This is a genomic window from Streptomyces cyaneofuscatus (genome assembly GCF_042718795.1).
Taxonomy (GTDB): domain Bacteria; phylum Actinomycetota; class Actinomycetes; order Streptomycetales; family Streptomycetaceae; genus Streptomyces; species Streptomyces cyaneofuscatus_A.
The window spans coordinates 247769-265091 of record NZ_JBHXOX010000008.1; the positions used below are offsets into that span (position 1 = coordinate 247769).

At 71.2% G+C, this 17323-nt stretch carries 19 protein-coding genes and 1 pseudogene; 6 read left to right on the top strand and 14 right to left on the bottom strand.

Annotated features, from left to right (window positions below):
* Positions 1-101: 101 nt before the first annotated feature.
* A complete protein-coding gene (locus tag ACFWRT_RS11415) occupies positions 102-317 on the bottom strand; it encodes a DUF397 domain-containing protein (protein WP_380953548.1) in 216 nt (71 codons plus the stop codon).
* Positions 314-1174, bottom strand: coding sequence for a helix-turn-helix domain-containing protein (locus ACFWRT_RS11420; protein WP_380953571.1), 861 nt, complete (start codon positions 1172-1174; stop codon positions 314-316). The genes ACFWRT_RS11415 and ACFWRT_RS11420 overlap by 4 nt, the downstream gene beginning before the upstream one ends.
* A 73-nt stretch (positions 1175-1247) precedes the next feature.
* Between ACFWRT_RS11420 and ACFWRT_RS11425 the strand changes: the two genes are divergently transcribed.
* The 3 genes from ACFWRT_RS11425 (at position 1248) to ACFWRT_RS11435 (ending at position 2496) form a co-directional block, all read left to right on the top strand.
* A complete protein-coding gene (locus ACFWRT_RS11425) occupies positions 1248-1508 on the top strand; it encodes a hypothetical protein (protein WP_109979140.1) in 261 nt (86 codons plus the stop codon).
* Complete coding sequence (locus tag ACFWRT_RS11430; protein WP_380953549.1) at positions 1508-1882, top strand: hypothetical protein; 375 nt, start codon at positions 1508-1510, stop codon at positions 1880-1882. Before ACFWRT_RS11425 ends, ACFWRT_RS11430 begins: the two co-directional genes overlap by 1 nt.
* Positions 1883-1944: 62 nt before the next feature.
* Positions 1945-2496 (top strand): hypothetical protein, encoded by a 552-nt coding sequence (locus tag ACFWRT_RS11435; protein ID WP_380953550.1) that lies wholly within the window; start codon positions 1945-1947, stop codon positions 2494-2496.
* Between the two features lie 37 nt (positions 2497-2533).
* Here ACFWRT_RS11435 and ACFWRT_RS11440 read toward each other — a convergent pair whose 3' ends face one another.
* Both ACFWRT_RS11440 and ACFWRT_RS11445 read right to left on the bottom strand, forming a co-directional pair.
* Entirely contained in the window at positions 2534-2923 is a 390-nt protein-coding gene (locus tag ACFWRT_RS11440; protein WP_380953551.1) for a VOC family protein, read from the bottom strand.
* A gap of 62 nt (positions 2924-2985) precedes the next feature.
* A complete protein-coding gene (locus ACFWRT_RS11445) occupies positions 2986-3441 on the bottom strand; it encodes a VOC family protein (RefSeq protein ID WP_380953552.1) in 456 nt (151 codons plus the stop codon).
* An 88-nt stretch (positions 3442-3529) separates the two neighbouring features.
* On the opposite strand from ACFWRT_RS11445, the gene ACFWRT_RS11450 reads away from it, so the two are divergent.
* Positions 3530-4105 (top strand): CGNR zinc finger domain-containing protein, encoded by a 576-nt coding sequence (locus tag ACFWRT_RS11450; RefSeq protein ID WP_380953572.1) that lies wholly within the window; start codon positions 3530-3532, stop codon positions 4103-4105.
* Between the two features lie 5 nt (positions 4106-4110).
* A pseudogene (locus tag ACFWRT_RS11455) lies at positions 4111-4191 on the top strand (SRPBCC domain-containing protein); the annotation flags it as partial.
* A gap of 51 nt (positions 4192-4242) precedes the next feature.
* On the opposite strand, the gene ACFWRT_RS11460 reads toward ACFWRT_RS11455, so the two are convergent.
* From ACFWRT_RS11460 to ACFWRT_RS11480, 5 genes are all read right to left on the bottom strand, one after another.
* Positions 4243-5028: a carbonic anhydrase gene (locus ACFWRT_RS11460; protein ID WP_380953553.1), complete on the bottom strand. Its 786-nt coding sequence runs from the start codon at positions 5026-5028 to the stop codon at positions 4243-4245.
* A gap of 129 nt (positions 5029-5157) precedes the next feature.
* Positions 5158-5643 (bottom strand): hypothetical protein, encoded by a 486-nt coding sequence (locus ACFWRT_RS11465; RefSeq protein ID WP_380953554.1) that lies wholly within the window; start codon positions 5641-5643, stop codon positions 5158-5160.
* Between the two features lie 18 nt (positions 5644-5661).
* A complete protein-coding gene (locus tag ACFWRT_RS11470) occupies positions 5662-7362 on the bottom strand; it encodes an FAD-dependent oxidoreductase (protein WP_380953555.1) in 1701 nt (566 codons plus the stop codon).
* Positions 7363-7431: 69 nt separating this feature from the next.
* The gene (rarD, locus tag ACFWRT_RS11475; protein ID WP_380953556.1) at positions 7432-8457 is read right to left on the bottom strand and encodes an EamA family transporter RarD; all 1026 of its coding nucleotides are present in this window, start codon (positions 8455-8457) and stop codon (positions 7432-7434) included.
* Positions 8458-8641: 184 nt separating this feature from the next.
* Positions 8642-9502 (bottom strand): SDR family oxidoreductase, encoded by an 861-nt coding sequence (locus tag ACFWRT_RS11480; RefSeq protein WP_380953557.1) that lies wholly within the window; start codon positions 9500-9502, stop codon positions 8642-8644.
* A 93-nt stretch (positions 9503-9595) separates the two neighbouring features.
* Between ACFWRT_RS11480 and ACFWRT_RS11485 the strand changes: the two genes are divergently transcribed.
* Complete coding sequence (locus ACFWRT_RS11485; protein ID WP_380953558.1) at positions 9596-10021, top strand: winged helix-turn-helix transcriptional regulator; 426 nt, start codon at positions 9596-9598, stop codon at positions 10019-10021.
* Between the two features lie 111 nt (positions 10022-10132).
* Here ACFWRT_RS11485 and ACFWRT_RS11490 read toward each other — a convergent pair whose 3' ends face one another.
* The 5 genes from ACFWRT_RS11490 to ACFWRT_RS11510 form a co-directional block, all read right to left on the bottom strand.
* On the bottom strand, positions 10133-11206 hold the full coding sequence (locus tag ACFWRT_RS11490; protein ID WP_380953559.1) for a 2-oxoacid:ferredoxin oxidoreductase subunit beta: 1074 nt from the start codon (positions 11204-11206) through the stop codon (positions 10133-10135).
* On the bottom strand, positions 11199-13160 hold the full coding sequence (locus tag ACFWRT_RS11495; RefSeq protein WP_380953560.1) for a 2-oxoacid:acceptor oxidoreductase subunit alpha: 1962 nt from the start codon (positions 13158-13160) through the stop codon (positions 11199-11201). The genes ACFWRT_RS11490 and ACFWRT_RS11495 overlap by 8 nt, the downstream gene beginning before the upstream one ends.
* Positions 13161-13500: 340 nt before the next feature.
* Complete coding sequence (locus tag ACFWRT_RS11500; protein ID WP_380953561.1) at positions 13501-14160, bottom strand: LuxR C-terminal-related transcriptional regulator; 660 nt, start codon at positions 14158-14160, stop codon at positions 13501-13503.
* Between the two features lie 237 nt (positions 14161-14397).
* Entirely contained in the window at positions 14398-15777 is a 1380-nt protein-coding gene (locus ACFWRT_RS11505) for a sensor histidine kinase (protein WP_380953562.1), read from the bottom strand.
* A gap of 244 nt (positions 15778-16021) precedes the next feature.
* Positions 16022-17212, bottom strand: a complete 1191-nt coding sequence (locus tag ACFWRT_RS11510; RefSeq protein ID WP_380953563.1) for a sensor histidine kinase — start codon at positions 17210-17212, stop codon at positions 16022-16024.
* Between the last annotated feature and the right edge of the window lie 111 nt (positions 17213-17323).

The following is a 17323-nucleotide window of genomic DNA, read 5'->3' on the forward strand; positions in this document are numbered from 1 at the left end:
CCTTCTCGACGCAGGCGGCGAGGGTGTCCATGAAGAAGCCCCACCGCACACGTGCGGTGGGGCTTCCCTGCCAGGCCGCCTGCGCGCGGCCGGGCGGCTTCTCAGACCGCGCCGAACTCCCCGGCGCGGACGCCCGCGACGAAGGTGGTGAACGCGGTGGCGGGGACGGTGAGGACCGGGCCGGTGGTGGTGTCGTGCTTGGAGTCGCGGACGGGGACGATCCCGTGCGGGGCGGCGAGGTTGGTGGCGACCTCGACGCACGCACCGCCGTTGTTGCTGTACGAGGACGTGAACCAGCGGGGGGTCTCGGTTGTCACGGGGTGCCCTTTCGGAACTGCTGGACGATGTCGACGGAGGCCGCCTGCGAGGGGGCTACCGCCTGAAGCCGATGGTAGTCCGCGAGCAGGGGGAGGACACCGGTGGTTTCCCTTTCGACATAGCCCTGTTGCGCGGATTCGGCGTAGGACATGATCGACCGGTCCACCATGGTCAGGATGTAGACCGGCAGGTCGAACGGGCGGTGCTCTCCCAGGTCGAACGGGACCACCTGAAGGATGGTGTTGGGCAGTTCGGCGAAGTCGACGAGGCGGTCCAACTGCGCCTTCATGACCTCGGGTCGCCCGACCGGGCGGCGTAGGCAGCTCTCGTCCACCATCGCGAAGACCATCGTCTCCCGGCCCGCGAAGACGGCCTCCTGCCGCTGCGCGGTGACCGCGACCCGCTCCTGGGCCTGCTCGGGAGTGATGGTCCCGCGCCGGACCGCGCTCTCCGCGAGGATCGTCGCGTACTCCGGGGTCTGGAGCAGTCCCGGCATCACACCGACCTCGTACAGCCGGATCTCCGCCGCCCGGCGCTCCAGGCCGAGGAATTCGGGGAAGCCCGCCAGCAGACTGCCGTGCTTGATCTCCCGCCATTCGCGCTCGAAGGACTCGGGGCTGCCGACCAGGCCGAAGATCTGATCGGCTCTCCGCGAGAAGGGCAGGGTTGCGGATTTACGACCAGTTTCCATCGCCGAGATATGCCTGCCGCTGCATCCGGCCTTGTCGCCCAGATCGTCCTGTGTCCAGCCCCGGGCGTCCCGTAACTTGCGCAGACGCGCACCGTACGCCGCCTGCGGGCTGGCCTCGGCATTCAGTTCCTTGCGATACACGAATGTGCCCTCCCGAACCGCCATGTTGAAGACACTTCGACGGTAGGTCACGCTGAGCCTCCCCGGTAGTCGTATGACTACAGAGAGGAGTCTTTTGGTGTACGGCGAGAACGTGTGCCCGAATCACGAGAGGTGCCCACGCGTCCCTGATCCCGGAACTCTCCTGGTGGACACCACTCGTGGGGACCGTGTGGGGGAGTTCCGAGGGGTCGCCGGCTTCTACTGGTCGCTGCGGCCGGTGGGCGGCGGCATCGAGTGGGAGGTCGAGCCCCGCTACGTACGCCCCGCGCTCCTCATGGAGCAGCTCCGCGCCCGTACCGCCCGCCTCAACGCCCGCAGCCGGGGGGAAGTGCTGTGATGAACCCCGCCCAGGCGCCCGCCCGTTGGTATGCCGCCGAGAGCCACGCGGGCGATGCCATCAGGTCCGTCCGGCTCGGCGGGACCGTCGCTCCGACCCGGCGGCTGGCGCTCCGGTGGCTGCGGCGGCAGGCGCGGCGGTTCGCGGACGCGCTGGACCCCGACCCGTACACCCCGTGGATTCCGGCCTGCGCGCTGCACCCGGTCAGCAGCGGCGGACCGCATGACGCACCGGCCGAACTCCGGGCCTGGGCGGGCAGCTTCCGCGAGCAGGACTACGCGCTGCTGCGGCTCGCGGACGGGCTGCCGTACGAGTTCGTCGCCCGGGACGCCCTGACCTGGTACGGGCTCGTGGTCCGTCCGGTGGGCCGGTAGCCGGAGAACCTTCCTCTTCCCCTTGCCCTTCCCCCCGCCTCCAACCAGCAAGGATCATCGACGTGTTGCAGTGCACCGCCTTCGCTGAAGTCCCCGAGATGGGCACGCTCGTCGTGCTCACCGCCATGCACCCCGAACCGGGCCCGACCCCTGCCGTGCCCGAAGTGCCCGAACTGGACGACATGCTGCTGTGCGAACTGGGCGAGCACGACGAGAAGACCGAGCACGCCGCACAGCTCTGGGCGGGCGAGATGGCCGCCTCGCGGGACCTGTGGATGTTCTGGACCGACACGGACACCGACACCGGCCTGCGCCGCAGCTTCCGCTTCGCCGAACTGCCCCCGTGCCCCGCCGTGCTGCGCACGCTCGCCACCGACGAGCGGCAGGTGTGCGTCCTGTTCGACCGCCACTCCGCCCCGCACTCCTGGGATGTGACCGACCCGCTCGCGGATCTGATGGCGGAGCGGATGAGGGAGGAGGTCCGGCGGGAGCGGGGCGACGACGGGGACGAGGGCGACGACGGGGACGAGGGCGACGACGGGGACGGGGACGCGGACGGGGACGGGGACGCGGACGGGGGTGGCGGCGGTGCCGGTGTTACGTCTTCCGGTTAGCCTCGCCTGCCGTCCCGGCCCGGCCCTGCCGCCGCGCCTACCCGGCCTGCGCGATCTGGATCAGGTTGCCGCACGTGTCGTCCAGGACCGCCGTCGTCACCGGGCCCATCTCCACCGGCTCCTGCGTGAACCGCACCCCGAGTCCGCGCAGCCGCTCGAACTCCGCCCGTACGTCCTCCACGGCGAAGGCGGCGGCCGGGATGCCGTCCTCGACGAGGGCCGTCTTGTACGGGCCGACCGCGCGGTGGCGGTCCGGCTCCAGCAGGAGTTCGGTGCCGTCGGGGTCCTCCGCCGAGACCACGGTCAGCCAGCGGTCCGTGCCGCCCATCGGCACGTCGTGCTTCGTCACGAACCCCAGAACGTCCGTGTAGAAGCGCAGGGCCTTCTCCTGGTCGTCGACGAAGACGCTGGTCAGGTGGATCTTCATGAGGGTGCTCTCCTGGTTGGTCGAAGTCGGGGTGGAGACCTCAGAGGGTCACGCGTGACCTATTAGCTCACGCAGAACTCGTTGTCCTCAGGATCTGCGAGTACGAGCCAGCTCCCGCCCTGCTCGTCGACCGCGCGCAGGATGCGCGCACCCAGCGCCACCAGCCGTTCCGCCTGCGCATCGCGCTCGCCGGGCGGCGTGTGAACGTCGATGTGGAGGCGGTTCTTGACCGTCTTCGGCTCCGGGACGCGCTGGAACAGCAGCCGCCGCCCCAGCCCCGCACCGCTCGTCTCGTCGTACGGGTCGTCCGGGTGCCGGGCCGCCGCGAGGTCGCGCCAGGCGCGGCGGCCGTGGGCGTGGGTGGTGACGGCCTCGGGGACGGCTCCGGCGGCGAGCAGTTGCTCGACGAGGGTGCTGTTGTCCTCGATCAGGTAGCCGAGCGCCTCGGCCCAGAATCCGGCCTGGGCGTGCGGGTCGGCGCTGTCGATGACGAGCTTCCAGGACAGTGTGGAGGTCATGGAAACCGTTTATAGTGGTTACATGAGTGCGAGCGCAACGGACACGCCGGAAGCCGGGCCGCCGGGACGGCAGGCGACGCCTCCAGGGATGCTGCTGGTGCATCCGGACGGGAGCTCGTTCCGGTTCGATCCGGGTGCCCTGTGCCTGGAGCTCCTGCCGACCGGCGGACCCGGGCGCCTGGCGTATTTCGAGGTGCTGCACGGCCCCGAGGATCTGGTGCGCTGGGCGGGGAAGAGCCGGTTGCCGGGCGGGTTGGACCTTGCCGTGAGCCCGGACGAGGTGGCGGCCGCACGCCGTCTGCGCGATGCGCTCTGGCGGCTGGCGGAGGCCCAGGTGGCGGCGCTGCCACCCGCGCCGGACGACCTCGCCACGGTGAACGACGCGGCGGCGCACCCGCCCCTGGCCGCCCGGCTGACCGCCGAGGGGGTACGGGAGTGGGCGGCGGGCGCGACCGGGACCGGGCTGCTCTCCACCGTCGCGCGGGACGCCGTCGAGTTGTTCACGGGGGCGTACGCCCACCGGGTCCGTACGTGCGGCGCCGACGACTGCCGCCTGCTGTTCGTCGACACCTCCCGGCCCGGCAGGCGGCGCTGGTGCTCGATGGAGCGGTGCGGCAACCGCCACAAGGTCCGGGCTCACCGCGCCCGGCTGACCACTGACTGAAGCTGCTGGCGAGCGCGGAGGAACGGGAGGAGCGGCGTACGTACTGGAAGGGCGTGATGGACCGGGTGGTGGCCGAGCTGACCTGAGGGGCGTCGGCGGGGTTGAGGGGTTCGGCGGGCCGGAGAGGGACGGCGGGGTCACCTCACCCGGTGCACCAACTGCGTGCTCAGTTCGTAGCGTGCGCCGACGATCGCCAGCTTGCCCGCGTTCACCTGGGCAGCGAGATCGGCCTCCCGCGACAGCCGCGAACGGACCAGCCGCACCTGCGCGTCGATCGTCGCGTCCACCCGTGCGTCGCCGTGGTGGTCGTGGTCGATCGCGGGCTTGATCTGGTCGGCTATGTACTGGATGTGGGCGGGTAGCGACTCTCCCGTCTCCTCCGCCTCCACGGCGGCCGCGACCGCCCCGCACGCCTGGTGGCCTAGGACGACGACCAAGGGGATGCCGAGCTCCAGGACTCCGTAGGCGATGCTCCCGAGGACGGCCTCGTCGAGGACCTCACCGGCGGAGCGCACGGTCATCAGGTCGCCGAGCCCCTGGTCGAAGACCAGCTCCGGCGGTACGCGGGAATCGATGCAGCCGAGGATGAGAGCGAACGGGTGCTGGCCGGAGACCAGCGACCGGCGCAGCGGGCGCGCCTCGTGCGGGTGCCGCTGGTGCAGGGTGCGCCAACGCCGGTTGCCCGCCGAGAGCTCCGCCAGTGCGGCGGCAGGGGTGTCGGGTCTGGGGGAGGGCCGTCCGGAGGCGGTGGCTCCGGACGGGGAGGCGTCGACAGGGGAGGCTCCGGCCGGGGAGGCTCCGGCCGGGGAGGCGCCGGTGACGAGGCCGGTTCCGGCGGCTACCGCGGCGGTGGCGACGGAAGCGCGGAGCAGGGCGCGGCGGCTGGTGGCCACCCGGTTTTGATCATGATGGGTCGTTTTCACGCACGGACGGTAACTCCGTTGTCGTTACCGGTCGTTCGCGTCGGCCAAGTCTTGGCGAACTCTTGAACTCTCTTTGGCCGTAGGGCACTTGGGGCCGGTCGCCCGTGACACGGTGCTCGCGCCCCGACGTCAGTCCGTACGCGGTCGGCAGGCGGCGCACACGTGCCCGTCCGTCGCCGCCAGCAACCGCGCGGCGGCCTCCTGTACGGCCTGGGGCTGCTGTACGGCCTGCGGCTGCGCAGGCGAGACGCCTGCGGCCAGCCGGGCCGCCGTCGGGCGCCCCTCCGCCACCGCCTCGTGCGCCGCGCGCGTCCACTCGGGGTGCTGGGCGTGGCCGGCGGCGAGGATCGTGGCGAGCAGGTCCAGCACGCCCGCCCGGTCCTTGACCGTCTCCGTCGCCGCCAGCTCCCACAGGAACGGCACCGCGGCCACCGTCGCGTCGAACACGGCCGGGGCGCCGATCCACTGGTCCAGGTCCCTCAGGGCGTCCTCGGCGGTCGGGCCGTCACCCCAGGCGATCCGCGACAGCATGCCGGGAACCTGGGACGCGGAGCCGTACGCATGCTGCAGCTCGTGCCACCGCACGTGCCTCATCTCGCCCAGGACAGTCCCCATCCGCGCACTCAATCAGCCTTATCGCACCGCGTCCACCATGCCGGGTGCCCCGTGCAGCCGCCGCAGGTACTCCCGTACGGAAGCGGGGTCGCCGGCCGGGTCCACCACCCCCACGTGGTGGTCGGGCCGGATGACGACGAGACCGCTTCCACCTGCGCCGATGCCGTACGCGGCTGCCGCGTGCCCCTGGTCGTCGACCACCGCACCGGGCTCCGCCGTGCCGTGCTCCTCGCGGGCCCCGTACACCCGGCAGGCGCGGACCCCGGCACCGTACGCGGCCACCTCCCGCAGCACCGCGGTGCTCGCGGGGCCGAAGCCGAGGACCGTGGTGTGCGGGCCCGCGAAGGTGCCGTACAGGTGCGTGCGCTCGCCGGTCGCGGCGTCCCGGCAGAGGGCATCGGGGGCGCGGTCGCCGGGGCGCGGGCCGCCGGGCGCGGTTTTCGCTTCCGCTCCCGCTCCCGTGCCCGCTCCCGTGCCCGTGCCCGCTTCCGCGCCCGCGTCCGTGTTCGCTCCTGCGCCCGCCTTCGTGTCCGCCAGGCTGCTCCACCGGTAGCCGATGCCGAGTCCCGCCGTCTCCGGGGTCATCGCGGAACTCAGGTTCCCGCCCGGTTCGCGGATCGCCTCCAGGGTGGCCCGGAGCCGGTCCGAGGCCAGGTCCAGCGTCCAGGCGGCGACGGGCAGCCGCTCCTCCTCGTACGTGTCCAGCAGCGCCGCTTCCGCCTGCCCGGCGAGCACCTGGCCCAGCTTCCAGCCCAGGTTGAACGCGTCCTGGATCCCGGTGTTCATCCCGAGCCCGCCCGCGATGGCGTGCACATGGGCCGCGTCGCCGGCGAGGAGGACCCGGCCCACCCGGTAGCGGTCGGCCATGCGGACGTTCACCCGGTACGTCGACAGCAGCTCGGCCCGGCTCAGGTGGTGGCCCGGCAGGCCGGTGTGCCGGGTGAGCAGCCGCCGGAAGCCGTCGAGGGTGGGTGCGAGCGGCCGGCCCTGCTCGTCCCGCTCGGGCCCGGCCTGGAACCACCACCCCGTCCGCGTACCGGGAATGGGGCAGAGCATCACGGCCCCGTCCTCGTCGAACCACTGGTGCCACCGGTCCCGCCCCAGGCCCACGTGGTCCAGCTCCTCGTGGTCCAGCTCCACATCGCCGCTGACCATCACCTGGTCCTCGGCGGTCGTGCCGTCGAAGGTGATCCCGAGCAGTTTGCGTACGGAGCTGTGGGCGCCGTCGCACCCGACGACGTACCGCGCGCGTTCCGCCCGGCCCTGCGATCCGCCGGCGAACGTCACGTCCACGTACGCCCCGTCGGCCCCCTCCGCCAGGCCCACGACCTCGCGGCCCAGCTCGACGTGGACGCCGTGACCTGCCAGCCGCGCGCGCAGGATCTCCTCCAGCCGCCACTGGGCGATCAGCCACGGCCGGTCGAACCGCGCGGCCGGTGTCGGGGCCGCGTCCGCCCACGGGTCGGTCTCGGCGACCGGGCGGTGGTCGCGGTACACGCGCATGGGCAGCGGCGCCGAACCGGCGTCCAGCACCTCGTCCGCCACTCCCAGGTCCGCCAGGATCTCCAGCGACCGGGGGTTGGGACCCTTGGCGCGTGAGGTGCGGGGGTGGGCGGCGGACTTGTCCACCACCCGTACGGCGACGCCCCGCCGGGCCAGGTCGAGTGCCAGGGTCAGGCCGGTGGGGCCCGCGCCCACGATGAGTACGTCGTCGGTCATGGCTGTCGCTCTCCTCGGTCACGATTCCGTCGGAGCCACGAGGAAAACGTAACTGAGTAATAAAAGCAACTAGGTAATTTTTTGTTGGGTCGCCGTCTCCGAGGCTGCGGCCTCCGACGTCACGGCCTCCGGGGCCATATGTGCTGGGGCCGCCGGTGCCGCAGCCGCCGCGGCGGTCGCCAGCAGCTTCGCCGCCAGGACCCGGTTGCGGCGGGCGTTGCGCAACGCGTCCCAGGTCAGCAGGGACAGGGCCAGCCAGACCAGCGCGAACCCGGCCCACCGCTCGGGCGGCATCTCCTCGTGGAAGTAGACGATGCCGAGGGCGAACTGGAAGACCGGGGCCAGGTACTGGAGCAGTCCCAGCGTCGAGAGCGGCACCCGGATCGCCGCCGCGCCGAAGCAGATCAGCGGGACCGCCGTGACGATGCCGGTCGCGGCGAGCAGTGCCCCGTGCCCCAGCCCCGCGTCTCCGGCCGTGAACGTCGACGCGCCGGTGGCCGTCAGCCAGAGCAGGAAGCCGAGCGCGGGCAGGAACAGGACGGCGGTCTCGGCGGCCAGCGACTCCAGGCCGCCCATGTTGACCTTCTTCTTGACCAGGCCGTACGTGGCGAAGGAGAACGCCAGGATCAGCGAGATCCACGGCGGCCGCCCGTACCCGATCGCCAGGACGAGTACGGCGGCCAGGCCGGTGGCGACCGCGATCCACTGCACCGGCCGCAGCCGCTCGCCGAGCAGGAGGACGCCCATGGCGATGGTGACCAGCGGGTTGATGAAGTAGCCGAGCGAGGCCTCGACGACCTGGCCGTTGTTGACGGCCCAGATGTAGAGGCCCCAGTTGACGGTGATGGTCGCCGCCGCCACCGATATGAGGCCCAGCTTGCGCGGGTCGCGCGCCAGCTCGCCGATCCAGGCCCAGCGCCGGACCACGAGCAGGGCGATCCCGACGAGGACCAGTGACCAGACCATCCGGTGCGCGAGGATCTCGATCGCCCCGGACGGCTTCAGGAGCGGCCAGAAGAGGGGGACGATGCCCCACATCCCGTACGCGCCGACTCCGTACAGCAGGCCGGCCCGCTGTTCGTTCTTCCCCTTCACGGGCCCCTCCCGGACTACCTGCGCCGGCGCGTCTGCCCGACGGCATGACGGTAACGCCGGAAGGGCCTCGTGTCATAGCCGTCTCAGGAAAACACTCATGACAGGCGCTCCTGACCGGCGCTCGCGCAGGCGCTTTTGGCAGGCGCGGGAGGGGCGGTGCGGGAGGGGCGGTGCGGGTCAGGGATCAGGCGGTGGCGAGTGCCGCTCGTACGGTCGTGGCCAGCGGAGTCGTCGGGCGGCCGGCCAGCCGGGCCAGGTCGCCGCTCGTCCCCGCCAGCCGCCCGCGCGCGATGGCCTCGTCCACGTCGGTGAGGATCGCGGCGAACCCCTCGGGCAGGCCCGCGCCGACCAGGATCTCCTGGTGCACGGCGGCCGGGACCTCCTTGTACGTGATCTCCTTGCCGGTCAGCTCGGACAGCAGGGCCGCGTACTCGGCGAGCGACCAGGCGGTGTCGCCGCTCAGCTCGTAGGCCTTGCCGAGGTGGCCCTCGCCGGTCACCGCGGCCGCCGCCGCGGCGGCGTAGTCGGCCCGGGAGGCGGAGGCGATCCTGCCCTCGCCCGCGTTGGCGACGACCGCGCCGTGCTCCAGGACGGGGGCGAGGTTGGCGGTGTAGTTCTCCGTGTACCAGCCGTTGCGGAGGAAGGTGTACGGCAGCCCGGAATCCAGGATCAGTTGCTCGGTGGCCTTGTGCTCCTCGGCCAGCAGGAAGTCCGCGTCCGGTCCGCCGAGGATGCCGGTGTACGCGAGCTGCGCCACGCCCGCCGCCTTGGCCGCGTCGATGAGCGCGGAGTGCTGCGCGACCCGCTTGCCCACCTCGCTGCCGGAGATCAGCAGCACCCGGTCGCCGGCGCGGAAGGCCTCGGCGAGGGTCTCGGGGCGGTCGTAGTCGGCGATACGGAGCTCGACGCCCCGGGCCGCGAGCGCGGCGGCCTTCTCCTTGTTGCGGACGACCGCGACGATCTCGCCGGCCGGGACCTTGGCCAGCAGTTCGTCGATGACGAGACGGCCGAGTTCTCCGGTGGCTCCGGTGACGACGATGCTCATGGGGGGCTCCTGCGGTTGGTGACTGCTTTCCCGATCGAGCGTAGGGCGGACACTAACTAATGGAAAGTACCCACTTTGAAGTAAGGTACTGGCATGGGAGTGAGTGAGCGTGGCACTGGAACGGGAACGGGTCCGGTAGGCCTGGAAGGCCTCACGAAGCCCATCCAGGACGTCAACCAGCCGATGTGCCCGTCGCGAGGGGTGCTGGAGCATGTGACGAGCCGCTGGGGCGTCCTCGTCCTGGCGGCCCTGCTGGAGCGCTCGTACCGCTTCAGCGAGCTGCGCCGCACGATCGGCGGGGTCAGCGAGAAGATGCTGGCCCAGACCCTCCAGACACTGGAGCGCGACGGCTTCGTCCACCGGGACGCGAAGCCGGTGATCCCGCCCCGGGTGGACTACTCGCTCACCCCGCTCGGCACCGAGGCCGCCGAACAGGTGTGGGCCCTCGCCCGCTGGACCGAACGCCAGGTGGACGCGGTGCAGACGGCGCGCGAGGCGTACGACGAGGCCCGGCCCTGATCCCGTTCCGGTCGTTCCGGTCGTTCCGGTCGTTCCGGTCGATCTGTTCGGGGATCGGGTCCGGGCCTCTGCCCTGACCCTGCCGGGCCTCCGCCGTGACGCCGTGGGGGGTCAGCCGACGACGGTCCAGGTGTCGGCCCCGGCGAGGAGTGCGCCGAGGTCGCCCTTGCCGTCGCGCTCCACGGCGGCGTCCACCTGGTCGGACATCAAGGTGTCGTAGACGGGCCGCTGGACGCTGCGCAGCACCCCGATGGGGGTGTGGTGCAGGGTGTCCGCGTCGGCGAGGCGGGAGAGCGCGAACGCCGTGGTCGGGGAGTCGGCGTGGGCGTCGTGGACGAGCACCTGCGAGCGGTTCTCATCGGTGACGGCGACGACCTCCAGGTCACCGGTGGCCTGGTTGCGGACCACGCCCTTGGTGCCCTCGGCACCGAAGAGGATCGGCTCTCCGTGTTCGAGGCGGATGACGGCCTCGGCGGCCTGCTCCTTGTCCTTGAGGACCTCGAACGCGCCGTCGTTGAAGATGTTGCAGTTCTGGTAGATCTCCACCAGTGCTGTGCCCGGGTGCTCGGCCGCCGCGCGCAGCACGCTGGTGAGGTGCTTGCGGTCGGAGTCGACCGTGCGCGCCACGAACGAGGCCTCCGCGCCGATGGCGAGGGACACCGGGTTGAAGGGCGCGTCGAGCGAACCCATCGGCGTCGACTTGGTGATCTTGCCGACCTCGGAGGTGGGGCTGTACTGGCCCTTGGTCAGCCCGTAGATCCGGTTGTTGAAGAGCAGGATCTTGAGGTTGACGTTGCGGCGCAGGGCGTGGATGAGGTGGTTGCCGCCGATGGAGAGCGCGTCGCCGTCACCGGTGACCACCCAGACCGACAGATCGCGGCGGGAGGTGGCGAGCCCGGTGGCGATGGAGGGGGCGCGGCCGTGGATGGAGTGCATCCCGTACGTGTTCATGTAGTACGGGAAGCGGGAGGAGCAGCCGATGCCGGAGACGAAGGTGATGTTCTCCTTGGCCAGTCCCAGCTCCGGCATGAAGCCCTGCACCGCGGCGAGGACGGCGTAGTCGCCGCAGCCGGGGCACCAGCGCACCTCCTGGTCGGACTTGAAGTCCTTCATGGACTGTTTCGCCTCGGCCTTGGGCACCAGTTGCAGCAGCTCGTTGTGGAGCAGTTCCTGGGTGTCAGGCATCGATGGCCTCCTTGAGAGCGGTGGCGAGCTGCTCGGCCTTGAAGGGCATTCCGTTGACCTGGTTGTAGCTGTGGGCGTCCACCAGGTACTTCGCCCGCAGCAGCATCGCGAGCTGTCCGAGGTTCATCTCCGGGACGACGACCTTGTCGTAACTCCTCAGTACCTCGCCGAGGTTTCTCGGGAAGGGGTTGAGATGTCTGAGGTGGGCCTGCGCGATGGGCTGCCCGGCGGCGCGGAGCCGGCGGACGGCGGCGGTGATCGGCCCGTACGTCGAACCCCAGCCGAGCACCAGCGTCGCCGCTCCGGCGGGGTCGTCGACGACGAGGTCGGGGACCTCGATGTTGTCGACCTTGGCCTGGCGGGTGCGGACCATCAGGTCGTGGTTGGCGGGGTCGTAGGAGATGTTGCCGGTGCCGTCCTGCTTCTCGATCCCGCCGATGCGGTGTTCGAGGCCGGGGGTGCCGGGGACGGCCCAGGGGCGGGCCAGGGTCTGCGGGTCGCGCTTGTAGGGCCAGAAGACCTCGGTGCCGTCGGCCAGGGTGTGGTTCGGCCCGGTGGCGAAGGGGGTGGTGAGGTCGGGCAGGCTGTCGGTCTCCGGGATGCGCCACGGCTCGGAGCCGTTGGCCAGATAGCCGTCGGAGAGCAGGAAGACCGGGGTGCGGTACGTCAGGGCGATGCGGGCCGCTTCGATCGCGGCGTCGAAGCAGTCGGCCGGGGTCTGCGGGGCCACGATCGGCACCGGGGCCTCGCCGTTCCTGCCGTACATCGCCTGGAGCAGGTCCGCCTGCTCGGTCTTGGTCGGCAGGCCGGTGGAGGGCCCGCCGCGCTGGATGTCGATGATCAGCAGCGGCAGCTCCAGGGAGACCGCGAGCCCGATCGTCTCCGACTTCAGCGCCACACCCGGCCCCGAGGTCGTGGTCACCCCCAGCGCCCCGCCGAATGCCGCGCCCAGGGCCGCCCCGATCCCGGCGATCTCGTCCTCCGCCTGGAAGGTGCGCACGCCGAAGTTCTTGTGGCGGGACAGCTCGTGCAGGATGTCCGAGGCCGGGGTGATCGGGTACGAGCCCAGGTAGAGCGGCAGATCCGCCAGTTGACCGGCGGCGATCAGGCCGTAGGAGAGGGCGAGGTTCCCCGAGATGTTGCGGTAGGTGCCGGTGGGGAAGGCCTGCGAGGCCGGAGCGACCTCGTAACTGACGGCGAAGTCCTCGGTCGTCTCGCCGAAATTCCACCCGGCCCGGAAGGCGGCCACGTTGGCCTCGGCGATCTGCGGCTTCTTCGCGAACTTCTGCCGCAGGAACGTCTCCGTCCCCTCGGTCGGCCGGTGGTACATCCAGGACAGCAGCCCGAGCGCGAACATGTTCTTGGACCGCTCGGCCTCCTTGCGGGAGAGCCCGAACTCCTTCAGCGCCTCGATCGTCAGCGTCGTCAGCGGCACCGGGTGGACGTTGTACGCCTCCAGCGACCCGTCCTCCAGCGGACTGGTCGCATACCCCACCTTCGCCATCGGGCGCTTGGTGAACTCGTCGGTGTTGACAATGATCTCCGCGCCGCGCGGTACGTCGTCGATGTTCGCCTTCAGGGCGGCGGGGTTCATCGCGACCAGAACGTTGGGTGCGTCGCCGGGGGTGAGGATGTCATGATCGGCAAAGTGGAGCTGGAAGGAAGAAACCCCTGGCAGCGTGCCTGCGGGGGCCCGGATCTCGGCTGGGAAGTTCGGCAGGGTGGAGAGATCGTTCCCGAACGATGCCGTCTCCGAGGTGAACCGGTCACCCGTGAGCTGCATCCCGTCACCCGAGTCACCCGCGAAACGGATGATCACCCGGTCCAGGCGGCGGACCTCTTTCCCGTCGCCTTCGGTGGTTCCCGTCGTTCCTGACAGGGGGGCGCGCTGCCCCCCGAGGACGGCGTCGTTGGCCTCATCGGCCTTCTCCGCGCTACTGACCTGGCTCGTCACTGAACTGGACCTCCCTTGGGGCGGCGGTTCGGAACCGTCCGGCCAGCCGGCGGCTCCAGAGGCAACCCTACGTCCGTGCGGTTCGCCCTCCAGGGGCCGATCATATGGTGGACGCTGTTTTGAGACGCCTTTTTAGCCCGTTTTATCATCTTTCTCAAGCCCCCCGATCGCTGGATGGAAGTGCTCTGCTCGTAGGTCTTTGGTGCTAGGTCCTCCCGCCCAGAGCTGCCCGGCGGAGGCTCGCCGGACACCCCTCAGGGGGGATTCATAGGGTGCACGCCGGGTGCTCACCCGGCGCTCACCGATGGGTCGGGCAACTAGCTGGCAGGGTGTCAGATTGCTAGGAGTTCAGGTAGGTCAGTACGGCGAGGACGCGCCGGTGATCGCCGTCGCTCGGCGAGAGCCCGAGCTTCTGGAAGATATTGCTGACGTGCTTCTCCACCGCTCCGTCGCTCACCACGAGCTGCCGGGCGATCGCCGAGTTCGTCCGGCCCTCGGCCATCAGACCCAGGACCTCCCGCTCGCGCGGCGTCAGCCCCGTCAGGACGTCCTGCTTGCGGCTGCGGCCCAGCAACTGCGCCACCACCTCCGGGTCCAGCGCCGTCCCCCCGCGCGCCACCCGTACGACCGCGTCCACGAACTCGCGGACCTCGGCCACCCGGTCCTTGAGGAGGTACCCCACGCCCCGGCTGCTGCCCGCCAGCAGCTCGGTGGCGTACTGCTCCTCCACGTACTGCGAGAGGACCAGCACCCCTATCCCCGGGTACTCCCTCCGCAGCCGCACCGCCGCCCGAACGCCCTCGTCGGTATGGGTCGGTGGCATCCGCACATCGGCCACCACCACATCGGGCAGCGCCCGCTCCGCCCCGAGGTCCGCCACGGTCTTCAGCAGGGCCTCGGCATCGCCCACCCCCGCGACCACGTCGTGCCCGAGATCGGTGAGCAGGCGGGTGAGGCCTTCCCGCAGCAGGACCGAATCCTCGGCGATGACTACCCGCACTCTGTTCTCCACGTGCTGCACGACGCTGCGTCCCCCGCTGTCCTGAGTCTCTGAGGCGCCGTGCTTCTGTGCGCACCGCGCCCGACACCTTCAGCATCCCAGGCCCGGGGCGCGGATGGGGGCCCTGTGGATAACGTGCCCGATCCGGCCACCCGGACGGAAACCCCGTCCCCGGCCCGGAACCGGCGACGGGGTCGGCGGACGGGGGCGAGGGGCGGCGATGGGGGCGAGGGGCGGTCAGCCGCGCCAGGGCAGCTCCGCGGTGACCGTCGTCGGGCCGCCGGCCGGTGAATGGACCACCAGGACCCCGTCCACCGCGTCCAGCCGCTCCGTCAGCCCGGCCAGACCGCTGCCGGCCGCCGTGGACGCCCCGCCCTGCCCGTCGTCCGTGACCTGGAGCATCAGCCGGTCGGACGTCCGCCACACATCGACCGACGCCCGGGTCGCCCGCGCGTGCTTGCTGACGTTCTGCAACAGCTCCGACACGGTGAAGTACGCGATGCCCTCGATGGCCTGCGCGGGCCGGGCATCCAGGTCCACCTCGACCGTGACGGGGACGGTGCAGCGGGAGGCGATGGCGGAGAGGGCGGCGTCGAGACCGCGGTCGGTCAGGACGGCGGGGTGGATGCCCCGGGCGAGGTCCCGCAGCTCTTGGAGGGCGACCTTGACCTCACCATGGGCCTCGTCCACCATCCGCGCGGCCGCCTCGGGGTCGTCGGTGAACTTCTCCTTCGCCAGCCCCAACCCCATCGCCAGAGCGACGAGCCGGGCCTGCGCGCCGTCGTGGAGGTCCCGTTCTATCCGGCGCAGGTCGGCGGCTGCGGTGTCCACGACCACGCCCCGGTCCGACTCCAGCTCCGTGACCCGGGCGGAGAGCGCCGACGGGCCCAGCAGACCGGACACCATCAGCCGGTCCACCGAGACCAGCCCGCGCACGATCCACGGCGACACCAGCACCAGCACCAGACCCACCGCACCCGTCGCCGCCAGCTCGACGGGCGAGTCCAGATACTCCGTGTGGGTGCGGTCCCCGTACAGCTGGAGGCCGTCGGAGCCCGCGAACACGGGGAACACCCAGTGCCACAGCGGATACGTCAGCGCCGCCAGGCCGTACGTCCAGAACGTCACCGACACGCAGAACGTGAACACGGCCCAGGGGAAGTGCAGCAGCGCGTAAAGAAGGTGACGCCAGGAGACCCCGCTCTTGAGGACGGCACCGATCCACGACATCGGGCCGCCGCTCTTCCCCCGCACCCGCACGGGCTCCGCCACGTCCAGCTTCAGCAGCCCGCGCGCCCGGGCCCGCTCCATCACCCCGAAGCCCCGGCAGGCGGCCAGGCCGACGGCCAGCAGGGGGATCCCGACGAAGGTGATGAGCAGGCCGGCGCTGACCGAGGTCATGGTGATCGCGAAGACGAACATCGCCGTGCTGAGCGGCAGGCTCAGCAGGACATAGAGCAGCTCGCGCCAACTGCGCGCCTCCAGAGGCGCCCGCAGCGCCGCCGGGAAGAAGTGCTTCACCGGGGCCTGCCCCTGGGGCCCAGCGCCCTGACCTGTGTGGCCGCGCGTGCCCGATCCCTTGTGGTCCCGGGTGTCCGGTCCGTATGCCGTGGCCATGAGTGCCGTCCGTTCCGTCTCTTCTGTCGATCGGCGGGGTGTTCCGCGTCCCTGCTCCGCGCCCGTGTTCATCCGCCGCAGACCGTGCTGCGTCGAGCCGTGTCACGTCGAGACGTGTCACGTCGAGCTGTGCTGCTTCAAGCTGTGCTCCTTCAAGGGTGCTGGGCCGCCCTCCCCGGCACCATGTGGCCGGTCTCCGTATCCGTACGGGGGTTTTCCCCACCCCCGTACGCCGGCGGAGCGCTCAGGAGGCCCGGCTCTCCGCCGGGACCCGGTCGCGCCAGGGCAGCTCGGCGGTGACGGACGTCGGCCCGCCCACCGGGGAGTCCAGGACGAACAGCCCGTCCACCGCCCCCAGCCGCTCGGCCAGCCCCGCCATGCCCGTACCGCCGTCCATCCGCGCGCCGCCCGAACCGTCGTCCGTGACCTGGATCAGCAACCGGTCCGCCGCACGCCACACCTCGACGGAGGCGGACCCGGCACCGCTGTGCTTGCTGACGTTCTGAAGGAGCTCCGACACGGTGAAGTAGGCGATGCCCTCGATCGCCTCCGCCGGACGCCCCGGCAGATCCACCGACACCGTGACGGGGACCGTGCAGCGGGAGGCGATGGCGGAGAGGGCGGCGTCGAGACCGCGATCGGTGAGGACAGCGGGATGGATACCCCGGGCGAGGTCGCGCAACTCCTGAAGGGCGACCTTCACCTCACCATGGGCCTCCTCCACCATCCGGGCGGCCGCTTCCGGATCGTGCGTCAGCTTCTCCCTCGCCAGCCCCAACCCCATCGCCAGGGCGACGAGCCGGGCCTGCGCGCCGTCGTGGAGGTCCCGCTCGATCCGGCGCAGGTCGGCGGCTGCGGTGTCCACGACCACGCCCCGGTCCGATTCCAGCTCCGCGATCCGCCGCTCCAGCTCGTCCGAGGGCGACAACAGCCCCCGCACCATCGCCCGGTCGGCCGTGGTCAGCCCGCGGGCGATGAACGGGAGGACCGGCCACAGCACGATCAGGCTCACCAACGTCACCCCGAACGTCAGGACCCCCCACGGCAGCCGGATGAACGCGTACAGCAGGGAACGCCACCCCACCGGGTCCTTCAGCCCCGACCAGAGCCAGGTGAACACCCCCTCGTCCCCCCGGCCGCGCGGCAACGGGCTCGGCTCCTCGATCCGCACCCCGAGCAACGACCGCGCCCGGCCCCGCTCCACCCGGCCCAGCCACCGCGCGCCCCGCAACCCGCTGACGAGCACCGGCAGTCCGATCACGGTGACGGAGAGGCCCACACCGACGGTGATCACGAGGAGTGCGTAGACGAAACCGGCGATGGCCAACGGCAGATCGGCCAGCAGATGCGCGATCTCCCGCCAGGTCCACCGGTCGAAGGCGAGGCGGGCGGGCGGCGGCCGGTCGGGGGCCGTCACGGAAGGGCTCATGGTCATGGCACCAGCCTGCCGGGCGGTGTCCGCGCACGCCATGGGGCTCGTAGGTGGGGTGAAGTAGGGATAACCCCACCTGTGTGCGACGCGGCTGCTTACTGGGCGTTTATCAGG